Source organism: Jiangella alba (assembly GCF_900106035.1).
GTDB lineage: Bacteria > Actinomycetota > Actinomycetes > Jiangellales > Jiangellaceae > Jiangella > Jiangella alba.
Genome location: NZ_FNUC01000004.1, coordinates 1086469 through 1101529, shown reverse-complemented (window position 1 = coordinate 1101529; position 15061 = coordinate 1086469). Strand labels below are relative to the sequence as shown.

At 73.5% G+C, this 15061-nt stretch carries 9 protein-coding genes and 1 tRNA gene; 3 read left to right on the top strand and 7 right to left on the bottom strand.

Features of this window, described 5'->3' with window-relative positions:
• Nucleotides 1-148: 148 nt before the first annotated feature.
• Nucleotides 149-2629 carry a hypothetical protein gene (locus BLV02_RS22965; RefSeq protein WP_141711384.1) on the bottom strand — a complete coding sequence of 827 codons (2481 nt, stop codon included), beginning with the start codon at nucleotides 2627-2629 and terminating at the stop codon, nucleotides 149-151.
• Between the two features lie 99 nt (nucleotides 2630-2728).
• Between BLV02_RS22965 and BLV02_RS22960 the strand changes: the two genes are divergently transcribed.
• Nucleotides 2729-4564: a helix-turn-helix transcriptional regulator gene (locus tag BLV02_RS22960; protein WP_069109434.1), complete on the top strand. Its 1836-nt coding sequence runs from the start codon at nucleotides 2729-2731 to the stop codon at nucleotides 4562-4564.
• A 50-nt stretch (nucleotides 4565-4614) separates the two neighbouring features.
• On the opposite strand, the gene BLV02_RS22955 is transcribed toward BLV02_RS22960, so the two are convergent.
• Nucleotides 4615-4687: transfer RNA gene (locus BLV02_RS22955), tRNA-Arg, on the bottom strand.
• 157 nt (nucleotides 4688-4844) lie between these two features.
• On the opposite strand from BLV02_RS22955, the gene BLV02_RS22950 reads away from it, so the two are divergent.
• Together BLV02_RS22950 and BLV02_RS22940 are read left to right on the top strand one after the other, a co-directional pair.
• Nucleotides 4845-6044, top strand: coding sequence for a metal-dependent hydrolase family protein (locus tag BLV02_RS22950; protein WP_069109435.1), 1200 nt, complete (start codon nucleotides 4845-4847; stop codon nucleotides 6042-6044).
• Nucleotides 6045-7470: 1426 nt separating this feature from the next.
• Nucleotides 7471-9306 (top strand): phosphoenolpyruvate carboxykinase (GTP), encoded by a 1836-nt coding sequence (locus tag BLV02_RS22940; protein ID WP_069109437.1) that lies wholly within the window; start codon nucleotides 7471-7473, stop codon nucleotides 9304-9306.
• Between the two features lie 27 nt (nucleotides 9307-9333).
• On the opposite strand, the gene BLV02_RS22935 is transcribed toward BLV02_RS22940, so the two are convergent.
• Genes BLV02_RS22935 through BLV02_RS22915 form a run of 5 tightly spaced genes read right to left on the bottom strand, consistent with a single transcriptional unit; the run spans nucleotide 9334 to nucleotide 15050 of the window.
• Nucleotides 9334-10302, bottom strand: a complete 969-nt coding sequence (locus BLV02_RS22935) for an LLM class flavin-dependent oxidoreductase (protein WP_069109438.1) — start codon at nucleotides 10300-10302, stop codon at nucleotides 9334-9336.
• A complete protein-coding gene (locus BLV02_RS22930) occupies nucleotides 10302-11534 on the bottom strand; it encodes a threonine synthase (protein WP_083288251.1) in 1233 nt (410 codons plus the stop codon). Before BLV02_RS22930 ends, BLV02_RS22935 begins: the two co-directional genes overlap by 1 nt.
• Nucleotides 11531-12712 carry a M24 family metallopeptidase gene (locus BLV02_RS22925; RefSeq protein WP_069109439.1) on the bottom strand — a complete coding sequence of 394 codons (1182 nt, stop codon included), beginning with the start codon at nucleotides 12710-12712 and terminating at the stop codon, nucleotides 11531-11533. Before BLV02_RS22925 ends, BLV02_RS22930 begins: the two co-directional genes overlap by 4 nt.
• Nucleotides 12709-13731, bottom strand: coding sequence for an LLM class flavin-dependent oxidoreductase (locus tag BLV02_RS22920; protein ID WP_171906641.1), 1023 nt, complete (start codon nucleotides 13729-13731; stop codon nucleotides 12709-12711). Before BLV02_RS22920 ends, BLV02_RS22925 begins: the two co-directional genes overlap by 4 nt.
• Nucleotides 13728-15050 carry a purine-cytosine permease family protein gene (locus BLV02_RS22915; RefSeq protein WP_171906642.1) on the bottom strand — a complete coding sequence of 441 codons (1323 nt, stop codon included), beginning with the start codon at nucleotides 15048-15050 and terminating at the stop codon, nucleotides 13728-13730. Before BLV02_RS22915 ends, BLV02_RS22920 begins: the two co-directional genes overlap by 4 nt.
• Nucleotides 15051-15061: the final 11 nt, after the last annotated feature.

Genomic DNA, 15061 nt, shown 5'->3' with positions numbered 1-15061 from the left:
GTGACGGCGACGCCGCCCCGGGTGCTGGCACGAGCACGCCGACCCTGCCGGGTGGGGCAGGGTCGGCGCTTCGGAGCATGGCGCTGCGCTGCGCCGCCCCAGGCCGGGGCGTCGGGCAGCGCCCGCCCGTTCCGGCCAGTCGGGACGGTCAGGCGGCGCCCATGGCGCGGCGGCGCGCACGCAGGGCCAGCAGTCCGGCGGCGAGCAGGAGCCCGGCGAGCGCGACACCACCCAGCGTCCACACCCCGGTGTCCGGCAGCAGGTCGCCCTCGCCCGGGTCGTCGTCGCCCACGCCGGAGCCGTCGTCCGACCCAGCCTCCGAACCGGAATCCGAACCGCTCCCCGACTCGGACCCCGACTCGTCGCCCGGGCCGTCGGTCGGATCGGGCGACGGCGACGGGGACGGCGTGGGCGGCAGGTCGGGGGCGGACGTGACGCGGAGGAGTACGTCGGTCCCGTCCCACACCGCGTCGAACGTGTACTCGCCGGACGTGACCTCCTGCGCCGCCAGATCCGTACTGCCCGGCCCGGACGTCGTCACGACGGCGAACTCGTCACCCTCCACCGGGGCGAACCCGTCGAGCACCGTCACGTCCCAGGTGACGTCGCCGAGGGTCTGGAACGAGGTGGCGATCCGGTCGAACCCGTCGCACGCCGAATACCCACCGAGCTCGACCGCCACCGTGCCATCACCGGTGAACTCGTCATTGACGGTGAGACAGCCGGCCGACGCCCCGGGGGCGACCGTCCCGCCGGAAAGCGCCAGCGACCCCACCGTCCCGGCGCCGCGCAGCACCCCCTGCACCGAAGCCGCCGTCAGGCCCAGGTCGCCGTCGACCGCCACCGAACCGCCGGCCACAGACAGCCGCGACCCGGCGGCGTTCTGCGTCCAGTCGCCGCCCAGCACCAGCGAGCCGGAGCCGCCGTGCCGCAGCGTCCCCGCACCCCGCAGGTCGCCGTCGAACGACGTCGACGCGGAGCCCACGACGGACAGCGCCGACGCCGCGTCGACCAGCAGCACCGAACCGGCCGCGCCGGACCCGGCCAAGGAACCGACTGCCTCGTTGTCGTTGAGCACGAACATCCCGCCGCCGGTGATCGACAGTTCGGCACTGTCCGGGATCAGGTCGTGCAGGTCGGCGTGGCCGGTGTGGACGGTCGTCACGTGCGCGTCCTGAATCTCGAAGTCGCCCGGCACGGACGTGTCACGGTGCAGCGAGACGGCGCCGCTCTCGGCGACCGTCAGTCCGTCGTACGTGCTGGACCCGCCGTCGCTGAAGATGATCGGCGCGTCGATGCCCGCGCTGGCCAACGCGAGGTCACCGGAGCCCCCGACGGACACCAGGTCGACGACCGACGGCGTGGCCCGGGTCTCGACCCGCCCGCCGCCGTTCGTCAGCGCGACGTCGGTCACCGTCAGGCTCGCCCCGGGCGCGAGCGTGGCCAGCACCGACTGGTCGCCGACCCGCAGTTCCTCGTCGAGCGTGATCGTGTCCTCGGTGCCCACGACCGCGCCGTCGTACGCCGTCGTCATGCCCGACCCCGCCGGCCCCAGGGCGAGCGCGTCGTTCACCACGAGCAGCGACTCCGCGCCGTTGACCGCCGTCAGGCCCTCGTGGCCGAACTGGCCCTCATCGATGCTCAGGCGCCCCGGGCCGTGCGCCGTCCCGACCAGCACCTCGCCGTTCGGGTCGCTGGTCAGGCTGGCGAACTGCGGCACGACGGCGTCGCCGTCGAGGGCGAGCACACCGTCGCCGACGTGCAGGTCGCCGGCGAACGACAGCGGATCGCCGCCGGTGCCGCCCCGCACGTGCACGTACGCGCCGAGCGTCACCGGCTCGGCGAGCGTGACGGCGTGCGGCCCCGCGACCAGCGAGTACGGCCCGAGGACCCCGCCGTTGCCGAGCGTGATGGGCCGCTGGAACTCGGTGTCGCCGGTGAACTCCAGCGTCGCCTCCTCGACGACGGTGACGGCGCCGCCCGCGCCGCCGCAGTCCGTCCCTCCGCATCGCACCGTGACGGAATCCTCCAGCCCGATCGTCCCCGCGTACGTCGAGCCGCGGAGGGCGACGATCCCGTCGCCGCGGAACCGCAGCGCCTCGTCGTCGCCGCCGATGCGGGCCGCGAGCGTGGCGCCGTCCTCCAGCTGGACGATGTCCGTCGCGTTCGCCGCCTGCGTGAACCGCAGCTGGTGCGGCGCCTCGATGGTGAGATCGGCGGTGACGTGGTGCAGGTGCTCGCCCGCGCTGGACGGGATCTCCAGGCCGGTCGCGAGCGTCGTCGGCGCCGAGACGGTGAAGAAGTGCGCCTCGATGTCGTCGCCGGACAGCTCGTAGCCGGGCGCCTCGACCCGCAGCACGCTGAACGTCGTGCCGCCGAGGTCGTTGACGGCCTCCTGGCCGGCCGCACCGGGCCCGAAGACGACGCCGTCGGCGTCGCCCGGAGCCCCGCCCGCGCAATCGGCCCAGTTCTGTGCGGTGGACCAGTTAGCATCGCCCCCGGCTCCGGTCCAGCGGCAGGTCAGGCCGAGGGCTTGGGCGGGTGTGGCCGGAAGTGTCAGCGCGACGAGCACCGTGGCAACGGCGCAGGTGGCAGTGGCCCGGAAGCGGGCAGGGGTCGTCGAAGTCACGGGCTCGACCGTAGGGAGGGGACACGGGATGGGCGAGTGGGGTTCCTACGCATGCCGCCGTCCGGGCATGGGGGTTTCCACGGTTTCTCGGCGGCGGCGGTGAGGCGGGGACTGGTCGACGGCGAGGGCGCCGTGCTCGCGGGCGGGTCGCTGCCGGCGCTCACCCGCGGTGACGTGGCGGCTGCGCTGACGACGTCCGCCCGCGGCGTGCTGCGGCTGGCGCGGTACGAGCAGCTCAGCGGGCGGGAACGGCCGGCGCACGAGCGGCTCACCGCCGTCCTGCCGACGCTCACCGACGCGGCGCTGTGCCGCGACGTCGAGGTGCAGCAGCAGCTCGGGGTGGCGTTCGAGCCGGCGTTCGGCGCGTTCACGCTGAACCTCGATGCGGCGCCCGAGGCCGGGCCGCCGCCCGTGGCCGGGCCGCCGCCCGTGGCCGGGCCGCCGCCCGCGGGCGGGTCCGCCGCGACCCGCGTCCGCGCCCTCGTCGCCGTCGCGTTCCATCGCCTCGTCATGGACGGCGTCGAGCCGGCCGGTGGCTGGACGGCGGCGCCGACGGCCGCGGACTGGGCGGAGCAGTTGTCGCTCGAGGAGCAGGCCCGGATCGGGCTCCTGGAACTGCTGGAGCGTGGCGAGCCGGACGAGATCCTGGACGCGATCGACCTGCTCTACTGGGTGCCGACGCTGTCGCTGGCGCACTCGCTGGTCGTCGAGGCGCTGGCCGTGGCCGACGCCGCCCGGCGCGCGGCGGAGCGGGCCGGGCTCTGCGCGATCGGGCCGTTCCTCGACCACACCACCGGCTGCAGCTACACGACGCAACTGCGGGTGGCCGACGCGGCGGGGCTGATCGAGCGGGCGCTGACCGGCTTCGAGGACTCCGGCAACTGGTCGTGGTGGATGCACGCGCGCTCGGTGCAGCACGTGCTCGCCGTGATGTCGCGCGAGCGGCTGCCCGACGGCGGCGCGACGATGTCCGAGCTGGAGCGGCTGCTGCTGCTCGGCGACTGGCGGGAGGGACGGCGGTCGCTCGGGCACTCGGTGCTGATGGAGATGGCGATCGTCCTGACCAGCGTCGGTGACGCCGATGGCGCCCGGCGGATCGTGCTCGCCGACGGCGGCATCGACGAGCTGGTGCTCACCAACTCCGACCGCGCGCTGATCGCCGAGATGCTCTTCGCGGCGGCCGTGGCCGACGGCGACGACGCCGAGGCGGAGCGGCTGCGTCGCGTCGTCGAGCACATGATGCCGTCGCCGTACGTGCTCATCGTGCGGGAGCGGATGGGAGCGCTGCGGTCCGGCGTCGCCGTCCAGGAGGCGCCGGTCGTCGAGGATCTGGGCAACGGGTTCGAGATCTTCCGGACCCGCTGGCTGCTGCTGTCCGACGCCGTCCGCCGTGGTCGCCGGGACGCGGCGCTCGGCGCCCTCGCCAACCTCGACGCCTACGCCAGCGAGGCGCGCGTCGCCGCCGTCCGGACCCGGGCGGTGCAGTTGTTCCGGACGCCGGTGGCCGCGGCCGAGGGACTGCTGAGCACCCGGCAGCTCGAGGTCGCGACGCTCGCCGCCGCCGGCCGCACCAACCGGGAGATCGCGGCGGCGCTGTTCCTCGGCGTGCGGACGGTCGAGGGGTACGTGGCGAGCGCGCTGCGGGCCCTCGGGCTGACCCGCCGCGAGGACCTGGCGACGGTGTCGCTGCCGGTCTCGCTCGGTGCCGCGGCCGGGACGTCGGCCGAGCCGGTGTACCTGACGTTGCGGCAGGGCCAGGTGGCGGCGCTGATCGCGGCGGGCGCGAGCAACGTGGACATCGGCGAGGCGCTCGGGATCACCGAGAAGACGGTCGACAAGCACATCGCGGCGATCAAGGAACGGACCGGGTTGGGGACGCGGACCGCGATCGCCGCGTCGTTCCACACCGTCCTGGCCCAGCCGGCCCGGGCCTGAACGGTCCAGAATGCGCGAAACCCCAGGCCGATGGCCTGGGGCTCAGTGTGCGCGCCCGAAGGGACTCGAACCCCTAACCTTCTGATCCGTAGTCAGATGCTCTATCCGTTGAGCTACGGGCGCTCGACTCGCGCGTAAGCGAACCGGTGACCGAGTGTACCGGTCCGAGCGTCGAGGCCGAAATCGGATCACGCCAAGCCCTTTCAGGCCGCCGACGACCAGCGCAGACAGCACCTATAGCGTGTGACATGACACCACTACGACGAGAGGGTGACCGCCCATGGGCCAGCAGCCGGCCAGCCTGACCATCACGAACGCCCGCATCTTCGACGGCTCCTCGGCCGAGCTGACCGAGGGCGACCTCCACATCGTCGACGGCGTGATCGTGGACCCCGCCGCCGCCGAGGACGGCGCCGCGACGACGATCGACGCGCGGGGCGGGACGGTCGTGCCGGGGCTGATCGACGCGCACTGCCACGCGTACGGCATCGGGCTGGACATGGTCGGCATCGACTCGAGCCCGCTGAGCTACGTCGCGCTCAAGGCGGCGCGGCGGCTGAACAACGCCCTGCGCCGCGGGTTCACCACCGTCCGCGACGTCGCCGGCGGCGATCCCGGTCTGGCCAGTGCGCTGGACGAGGGCCTGGTGGCGGCGCCGCGCTACTTCTACACCGGCCCGGCGCTGTCCCAGACCGGCGGCCACGGCGACCCCCGTCCCGGCGACCGTGACCTGTGCGTCGGGCACGCCCACATGACCGAGGTCGTCGACGGGGTGGACGCGGTGCGCACGGCCGTCCGCGACCGGTTCCGCCGCGGCGCCCACGCCATCAAGATCATGACGTCGGGCGGCGTGGTGTCGCTGACCGACCCCATCAACCGGCCGCAGTACAGCGTCGACGAGGTCCGCGCGATCACCGACGAGGCGGCCCGGCGCGGCTCGTACGTCGCGGCGCACGCGTACTCGCCGGAGGCGATCGAGCACTCCGTCGTCAACGGAGTCCGCTCGATCGAGCACGGCAACCTCCTCGACGAGCCGACCGCCCGGCTGATGGCCGACCACGGCGCGTTCCTCGTGCCGACGCTGGCCGCGTACGACGCCATGGACCGCCGCGGCGACGCGGTCGGGCTGAACCCGATCTCCAAGGCCAAGAACCGCGAGGTGCTCGACTCCGGCAAGCACGCCATCGAACTGGCGCGGGCCGCCGGCGTCCGGGTCGGCTTCGGCACCGACCTGATGGGCGACCTCGAGGACGACCAGCTGGTCGGGCTGCGGCTGCAGGTCGAGGTGCTCGGCGTGCTGGACGCGCTCCGCTCGGCCACGTCGGTCAACGCTCAACTACTCGGCCGCGACGACCTGGGCCGGATCGGCGCCGGCGCCGCCGGCGACCTCCTCCTGTTCGACGGCGACCCGTTCGCCGATGCGTCGCTGCTGTGGAACGAGAAGGGGCGGACGGTCATCCGGGCGGGCGCGGTCGTCTGATCCCGGGGACGGGCCGGTGAGCTAGGCGCCTGCGGGTCGGGCGGTCCGCGGCGCCGCATGGGTGCCGAGTGCCCAGACGTGCCTTGACGCGCGGTGCCCGGGTTGTGGACGGGTCTGGGTGCCGCGTACCCGGGCGTGCCCAATTCGGGATGCCCGAGCCGTGTGCGGGGTCCCGGCGACGTACTCCGGATGCAGCCGACCGGTCGTGCCGGACCATGGGCGGGTCCCGTGCCGGGAGCGCAAGCCCGGGGTGCTGGGCCGCATGCTGGTCCCGGTGTCGCGTGCGCGGACGTGCCTCGAGCTCGCGGTGCTTCGGGTTGTGGACGGGCCCTGGGCGCTGTGTGCCGGGAGCGTCCAATCCGGGGTGCCTGGGCGATGGGCGGGTCCCGGTGCCGGGAGAGCCAGTCCGGGGTGCTGGGCCGCGTGCTGGTCCCGGTGTCGTGTGCCCGGACGTGCCTCGAGCTCGCGGTGCTTCGGGTTGTGGACGGGCCCTGGGCGGCTGTGTGCCGGGAGCGTCCAATCCGGGGTGCCTGGGCGATGGGCGGGTCCCGGTGCCGGGAGAGCCAGTCCGGGGTGCTGGGCCGCGTGCTGGTCCCGGTGTCGTGTGCCCGGACGTGCCTCGAGCTCGCGGTGCTTCGGGTTGTGGGCGGGTCTCGGCGCCGTGTGCCGGATGCGGCCGATCTGCCGTGCCGGGCCGTGGCCGCGGCGTTCCCGGACGTGCCTGTGGCGGGCTGCATCGCGGGGTCGCGGGGTCGCGGAGTTGCGGGGTCGCGGAGTTGCGGGGTCGCGGAGTTGCGGGGTCGCGGTGCCGCGGGCCCGGAGGTGCCTCGAGGTCGCGGTGCCCGGGCTGTGGACGGGTCTGGGTGGCGAGTGCGTGGGTGGGCTCCCCGGGATGCCCGAGCCGTGTGCGGGGTCCCGTGCCGCGGGCCCGGACATGCCCGATGTCGCGGGGCCGAGCCGTGGACGGGTCCCGGTGTCGTGCGCGCGGACGTGCCCGGAGCTCGCGGCGCCCGGGTTGTGGGCGGATCTCGGCGCGGCGGGCGCGGACGTGCCCGAGGTCGCGGGGGTCGAGTGCGTGCACGCGTAGCGTCCGGTCCGTACACAGACGCCCCGGGTCGTCGCCAGCGGGTGGCGCGGCCGCCGCGGCTGCTGCGTCTCCAACCCAGCCCTCTGGTACGTACCATCAACCTCGACCGGTACGGTGAGGTACGTACCACTGTCCATTTTGTCCGGAATTTCGGGCACCTGTGTGGTCCTGATCACCCCATCGTCGGTTCCAGTCCCTGAGATGCCGGTCCTAGCGTGCTGAGCATCCCCGCGGAACACCGCCCGTCTCCGAATGGCCTGAGACCGGGTCGCTTCCGCATACCCGGAACGCGCCGCAGGGCCGACTGCGCGCCCCGAACACGAAGAGGGTGACCGCTACATGACGACGTTCGCCGAACCCGGAGCTGCACACGATCTCGACGACGCGCCCACGTCCCACGCAGGTTTGCTCGCCTGGGTCCGCGAGGTCGCGGAGCTGACCCAGCCGGACCGTATCCACTGGTGCGACGGTTCCGACGAGGAGTGGACGGCCCTCACCGACGAGCTGGTCGACGCGGGCACGATCGTCAGGCTGAACCCGGAGAAGAAGCCGAACTCGTTCTGGGCGCGCACGGACCCGACGGATGTGGCGCGGGTGGAGGAGCGGACGTTCATCTGCTCGGTGAACGAGGCGGACGCGGGGCCGACGAACAACTGGCGCGACCCGAACGAGATGAAGGCCGAGATGACCGAGCTCTACAAGGGCTCGATGCGCGGCCGCACGATGTACGTCATCCCGTTCTGCATGGGCCCGCTGACGGCGGCGAACCCGATGTTCGGGGTCGAGCTGACGGACTCGCCGTACGTGACGGTGTCGATGCGCATCATGGCGCGCATGGGCGCCCGCGTCCTCGAGGCGATGGGCGACGACGCGCCGTTCGTGCCGTGTCTGCACAGTGTCGGCGCACCGCTGGAGCCGGGCCAGCAGGACGTCGCGTGGCCGTGCAACGAGACCAAGTTCATCACCCAGTTCCCCGAGGAGCGGATGATCTGGTCGTACGGCTCCGGCTACGGCGGCAACTCGCTGCTGGGCAAGAAGTGCTACTCGCTGCGCATCGCCAGCGCCATGGCCCGCGACGAGGGCTGGCTGGCCGAGCACATGCTGATCCTGAAGCTGACCGCACCGCACGGCGCCGTCCACTACATCGCGGCCGCGTTCCCGTCGGCCTGCGGCAAGACGAACCTGGCGATGCTGGAGCCGACCATCCCTGGCTGGAAGGTCGAGACGCTCGGCGACGACATCGCGTGGATGCGCTTCGGCGACGACGGCCGGCTGTACGCCGTCAACCCGGAGTTCGGCCTGTTCGGCGTCGCGCCCGGCACCGGCTGGAAGACCAACCCGAACGCCATGCGCACCATCGCCAAGGGCAACAGCGTCTTCACCAACGTCGCGCTCACCGACGACGGCGACATCTGGTGGGAGGGCATGACGGACGAGCCGCCGGCGCACCTGACCGACTGGAAGGGCCGCGACTGGACGCCCGACAGCGACGAGGTCAGCTCGCACCCGAACTCGCGGTTCTGCACGCCCATCGAGCAGTGCCCGATCATCGCGTCGGAGTACGACGACCCGCGTGGGGTGCCGATCTCGGCGATCCTCTTCGGCGGACGGCGCGCGACCACGATCCCGCTGGTCACCGAGGCGCGCGACTGGACCCACGGCGTCTTCATGGGCTCCACGCTCTCGTCGGAGACGACGGCGGCGGCGGCCGGCAAGGTGGGCGTCGTCCGGCGCGACCCGATGGCGATGCTGCCGTTCATCGGCTACAACGCGGGCGACTACTTCGCGCACTGGATCGCGATGGGCAAGGACGCCGACGCCGTCAAGCTGCCGAAGATCTTCTACGTGAACTGGTTCCGCCGCGACGACGACGGCGGCTTCCTCTGGCCGGGCTTCGGCGAGAACGGCCGCGTCCTCAAGTGGGTCGTCGAGCGGCTGGAGGGCCTGGCGGCGGCGACGGAGACGCCGATCGGCCACGTGCCGACGCCGGAGTCGCTGGACACCTCGGGCCTGGACCTGACGGCGGAGCAGCTGGCCGCGTGCCTCGAGGTCGACCCGGAGGAGTGGCGGGCCGAGGTGCCGGGCATCGCCGAGTGGTTCGACAAGTTCGGCGACCAGCTGCCGACGCTGCTGTGGGCCGAGCTCGACGGCCTCAAGGCGCGCCTCGGCATGTAGTCGTGTATGGCTGGCGGTTCGGTGGCGCTATGACCCCACCGAACCGCCAGCCATCGCGTCGGCGGCCTGCTGCAGGATCTCCTCGGGCGCGACGTCCGGGTCGTCGCGGACGACGGCGACGTCCAGGCCGGCCGCCGCGAAGCGGGCGAACGCGGCCGCCACCTCGTCCGGCGTCCCGGCGGCGACCAGCCGGTCGAGCAGGTCGTCCGTCACGAGGTCGACCCGCGGCGCACCCGCGACCAGCCCGGCCCGGAACTCCGCGCACGACGACGCCGACAGCCCGGCGGACCGGGTGATCAGGTGATCGCCGTGGATGCCGAGGAACCGGGCGACCAGCGGCCGGATGCGGTCGCGCGCCTCGGCCCCGGAATCGGCGACCGACAGCCCGACGTACCCGGCCAGCCGCATCGACGGGCCGACCACCGACCGCACCGACTCGATGTACGACGGCCCGGCGAGGATCGACAGCAGCACGCCGTCGGCCGACTCCGCCGCCAGCTCCAGCGCTCGCGGACCCTTGACGCCGAGCACGATCGGCAGGTCCGGGCGCAGCGGCCGGAACGACAGCGCGGCATCGACGGTGTACGCGGGCCCGGAATGCCGGACGTGCTCGCCCGCGAGCAGGCGGCGCACGACGGACACGGACTCGGCCAGCCGGCTCAGCGGCCGGTCGAACGGGATGCCCAGCTGGCCGGTCATCCAGCGCTCGTTGCTGGCGCCGAGCCCGGCCAGCGCCCGCCCGCCGCTCAGCTCGTCCAGCGTCGCGAACTCCATCGCCAGCACGACCGGATGGCGGGTCCACGGGTTCACCACGCCGATACCGACCTGGACCGACGATGTCGCCTGCGCGATCGCCCCGGCCAGCGCGAACGCCCCGCGCTCGACGTAGTCCTCGGTGACCCACACCTCGTCGAACCCGGCCTCCTCGGCGGCGACGGCGGCGGCGACGGCCGACCGGCTGGGCCGGTGCCCCGAGAGCGAGAACGCCAGCCGCATCAGGACCCGATCGCGGCCAGCAGCGCGTCGACCGCCGGCTCGATGACCGGCACCTCGGGCAGCGTGGCCGCCGTCGCGCCCACGTCCTTGAGCCCGGTGGACGTCCCGATGACGACGACCGACGCGGACGGGTCCAGGTCCAGCGCCGCCAGGGCCGGCCACGCCGTCGCCGACGCCGCCTCCTGGTACAGCCCGGCGGACGCGGCCAGCTCGCGCTGGGCGGCCAGGATGACCTCGTCGGACGGGACCGCGACCGCGGCGCCGCCGGTCGAGCGCAGCGCGCTGAGCCCCTGGAACGTCCCGACCGGCGACGCCGTCGAGAACGCGACCGACGGCTGGTACGGCACCGGCCCGGCGACCTCGGACCCGCTGGCCAGCGCGGCGGCGTGTGGTCCGAACGGCTCGGCCGCCACCATGCGCGGCGACCGCTCCAGCACGCCCAGCTCGACGAGGTCGGCGAAGCCGCGGGCGACGCCCACCAGGCCGTCGGCGTACGCGGCGGGCACCACGACGACGTCGGGCGGCGCGTCGAGCTGGTCGGCCAGTTCGTAGGCGATGGTCTTGTAGCCGTCGACGCCGTACGGGTTGGACCCGACGGGCGGGTCGGCGTGGCCGGACATCGCCAGCCAGCCGAACTTCTCGACCAGCTCGCGCATCAGCGACCACCGCTGCCGCGGCTCGGGCAGCGCGACCACCGACGCGCCGTACGCCTGCATCAGCGTCTTCATCGTCGACGGCACGCTGGCCACCGTCAGCACGACGCAGCGCAGCCCGGCCCGCGCCGCGTACGCCGCGATGGCGGCGCCATGGTTGCCGGTGCTCGCGACGACGACGGTGTCGATGCCCAGCTCGACGGCCTTCGTGACGGCGACCGACGCCAGCCGGTCCTTGTACGACCACGTCGGGTTGCGGGTCTCGTCCTTGACGACGACGGACGCGACGCCCAGGCGCTCGGCGACGGCCGGCAGGTCGACGACCGGGGTCGCCCCCTCGGCCAGCGAGACCGCCGGGGTCCCGGCGGCCAGCGGCAGCAGCGCGCGGTACCGGAACAGCCCGGGCTCACCGCCGGACACCGGCACGGCGCTCAGCCCGGCGAGGTCGTAGACCGGCAACACGTTGGCCGGCACCCCGTCCGCCTCGCAGGCCGGGCAGCCGCGGCCGACCAGCTCCAGCGACGGGTCGGCGTAGCTCGCCGCGCAGCGCAGGCACGCGAGCGTCCGGGTGTACGTCATGCCGCCACCACACTCAGGTCGCGGCCGGACCGGGTGAGCCGCTCCACGCCGCCGGAGGTCACGACGACCGCGTCCTCGACCATCATCCCGCCCCATCCCAGCTCGTAGTACGGCGTCTCGAAACAGAACGTCATGCCCTCGGCCAGCTCGGTGCCGACGCCGGGCGCGACGATCGGCGGCTCGTAGATCGACAGCCCGATGCCGTGCCCGCAGTGCTGCCGACGGTACCGGGGGACGCCGCGCGCGACCGCGTCGAGGCCGATCCCGAACAGCGTCGACGCGGGCAGTCCCGGCCGCGCGGCCGCCAGCTGCTCGTCCTCTCCGGCCTTCACCGCGGCGTACACGTCGCGCTGCCGGGCCGACGGCTCGCCGAGCACGGCGGTGCGGCCGATGTCGGACCAGTAGCCGTCGACGACGCAGCCGACGTCGAACCGGGCGATCTCGCCCGGCTTCCAGGCGCGTCCGGACGGGACGGCGTCGGCGAGGGCGGACCGCTCGCCGGTGAGCGCGACGACGAAGCGCGGGTCGCCGCCGCCGGCCACCATGGTCCCGGCGACGACGGCGGCCAGCTCGGCCTCCGTGGTACCCGGCCCGGCCGCGGCCAGCGCGGCGTCGATGCCGGCCTCGGCCAGCTGGGCGGCGTAGGCCAGCAGCTCCACCTCGGCGGGGAGCTTGCGCGACCGGACGGCGAACAGCAGGCCGGCGCCGTCCTCGACCACGTCGCCGCAGGCCGCGAGCACGTCGGCGGGCACGTCGCGGGTCTCGACCGCCAGCCGCGCCGACGACGGCAGCGTCGCGACCGCGGCGGCCAGCGCCGAGGCCAGCCCGTCGTGCCGGTCGGCGACCTCGGTGACCGGGTCGGGCGTGCCGGACTCGACGTAGAACCGGCCGAACGGCGAGATCCGGTCGACGGGCAGGACGGTGGCGCCGGCGGGCACGTCTGCCGCCGGCGCCACCAGCCAGAGGTCGGTGGCGGTCACCAGCGCCGCCATCCGATGGGTGCGGAACACCTGACCGGGCATGCTGCGGTAGCCGGTCGCGTACAGGACGCTCTCCGGCTCGGTCAGCACGACCGCGTCGTAGGGCTGGTCCGCGAGCCGCGCACGCAGCCGGGCCAGGCGGTCCCGGGCGAGGGCGGCGGTGTCGATCGCGGGCTTGGTGGGGAGGCCGGCCGTCATCGGCTGCCCTTCGTCTCGGCGGCGATGATCGTCTCGCTGAACCCGGCCATCGCGTCGGTCGTCTCCGCGACGGTGTCGACGGCGAACAGCAGGCCGGCCAAGGTCGTCACCCCGGCGTCGCGGTAGGCGCGGACCTGCGCGGCGACGTCGTCAGGGGTGCCGATGAGGTTGCGGGCGGCGAGGTCGCCGACGCCCTGGTCCTTCAAGGTGGTCTTCGACAGCGACGCGAGATGCTTGAAGACCTGCGACGACTCGAACCGGCGCCAGGCCTCCTCGCGGGTCGGCGCGACGCTGACGGCGACCTGCAGCGCGACGTCGAAGTCGTCGGGAAGTTCGCGGCCGTGCTCCGCGGCCTCGGCCGTGATGCCGGCCAGGGCGTCCCGGACCTCGTCGGGCGTGAGGCAGGCCGGCAGCCAGCCGTCGCCGTACCGCGCCGCCCGCGAGCGCGAGCCGGGCGAGTTGCCGCCGGACAGGATCGGCAGCCACCGGTCCCGGTACGGCTTCGGGAAGCTCTCGACGTCGGTGAACTCCACCCAGGTGCCGTGGAACGACGCCGACCGCTCGGTCAGCAGCGCGCGCAGCGCCGGGATGGCCTCCTCGGCGTGCTCGCCGCGGTGCACCTTGCGGCGCGGCTCGACCGCCTCCAGCTCCTCGCGGTACGCGCCGATGCCGACGCCGAGCACCGCCCGTCCGTGCGACAGCTGGTCCAGCGTGGCGGCCTGCTTCGCGGCGACGACGGGGTGCCGGAACGGCAGCACCATGACCGCCGTCGCCAGCCGGATGCTCTCCGTGACGGCGGCGACGTAGCTCAGGTAGCCGAACGGGTCGTAGTAGCGCGGCGCCTGGTCGAACTCGGCGCGGACGTAGCGCTGCGTCGTCAGGTGGTCGTTGCCCCAGATCGACTCGAAGCCGAGCCGTTCCGCCGTCACCGCCAGCTCGACCGCCTGGTCGATGTCCGCGTACGGGACCGGGTACATGAGCCCCTCGGTCCCGGTCGGGACGCCGAGTCCGAACCTCACGAGCGCACCTCCGCGGCCGGGGACGGGTCGCGCCATCGGCTGACCGCGGTGCCGACGACGGCGTACAGGACGAATCCGGCGATCAGGCCCTCGATCGCGTCGGCGATGATCAGGTCGGTGTACCGGGCGATCAGTGCGCCGGCCACCCAGCAGCCCAGCGCCTCCCACCGCACCGACGGGGCGGTGCGCAGCAGCTCGGTCGCGTCCCAGCGCCGGACCACGACCCAGAAGTACGCGATCAGCACGCCGGCGAACGGCGGCACCACCACCGAGATGACGCCGAGGAAGCGCTGGAACTCCGCCGCCAGCCCGACGAACGCGATGAGCAGCGCGATCAGCACCGCGAACACCGTCCACACCGGCTTCGCGACCTTGAGGCCGAGTGTGTTCGACGCGTTCGTGAACGCCAGCGACGCCGAGTAGATGTTGTTGTCCGCGGTGTTCCACAGCGCGAGGAAGAGCATGACCGCGGCCGGCGCGAGCAGCCCGAGGCCCTGCATGACGACGACGAAGTTGCTGTTGCCGACCTTCATCGCCGAGACCGTCGCGATGAGCTCGAAGACCGCGGCGCCGACGGCGAAACCGCAGAAGCTGGAGATGACGACGTCGCGGGCGCGGACGGCGTAGCGCTGCACGTCGCCGACCAGCGCGGCGCCGGTGACCCACGTCGCGATGACGGCGCCGATGGCCACCGAGAAGCCGATCGGCGCGGCCGGCGTGTAGTTGACGACGTCGCTGAACCCGCCGTCGAGATCGCCGATGCGGACCAGCGCGAACAGCGCGATCGCCACCTGCACGGGCACGGCGATCGCCGAGTACCGCTGCAGGCCCTTGAACCCGAAGATCGCCGTGGTGAGGATCGCCCCGCTGAACGCCACGATGAACGCCCACTTCGGGATCTCCGGGATCAGCTGGTTCACCGCCAGCCCCCAGGTGTCCATCAGCACGCCGATGAAGCCCATCGCCACGACGCCGAGGAACAGCGACACCACCACCGCGCCATGCGTTCCGAACACCGCACGCGACGTGAGGTAGCTGGTCAGGCCGGTGCGGAAGCCGACCATGCCGACCAGGCTGGCGACCACCGCGAGCAGCACGTTGCCGAGCAGGATCGCCAGCAGGCCCTCGGTGAACGAGGTGCCGCCGCCGACCACGCCGCCGACGAGGAAGCTGCTGACGCTGATGTTCCAGCCCATCTGGACGACGATCAGCTGGATCAGCGGTTTGCGCCGGTCGGCGGGGACCGGCTCGAGGGCATGGTCCTCCATGTCCGCGGCCACGGTGCTCTGGACGGCTGTGGTGTCACGCTCGGTGCTCACGAATGCCTCCC

Coding starts and splice junctions, on each gene's coding strand:
- BLV02_RS22950 (WP_069109435.1), top strand. CDS start 4,845: ATGGGCCAGCAGCCGGCCAGCCTGACCATCACGAACGCCCGCATCTTC.
- BLV02_RS22940 (WP_069109437.1), top strand. CDS start 7,471: ATGACGACGTTCGCCGAACCCGGAGCTGCACACGATCTCGACGACGCG.
- BLV02_RS22935 (WP_069109438.1), bottom strand. CDS start 10,302: ATGCGGCTGGCGTTCTCGCTCTCGGGGCACCGGCCCAGCCGGTCGGCC.
- BLV02_RS22930 (WP_083288251.1), bottom strand. CDS start 11,534: ATGACGTACACCCGGACGCTCGCGTGCCTGCGCTGCGCGGCGAGCTAC.
- BLV02_RS22925 (WP_069109439.1), bottom strand. CDS start 12,712: ATGACGGCCGGCCTCCCCACCAAGCCCGCGATCGACACCGCCGCCCTC.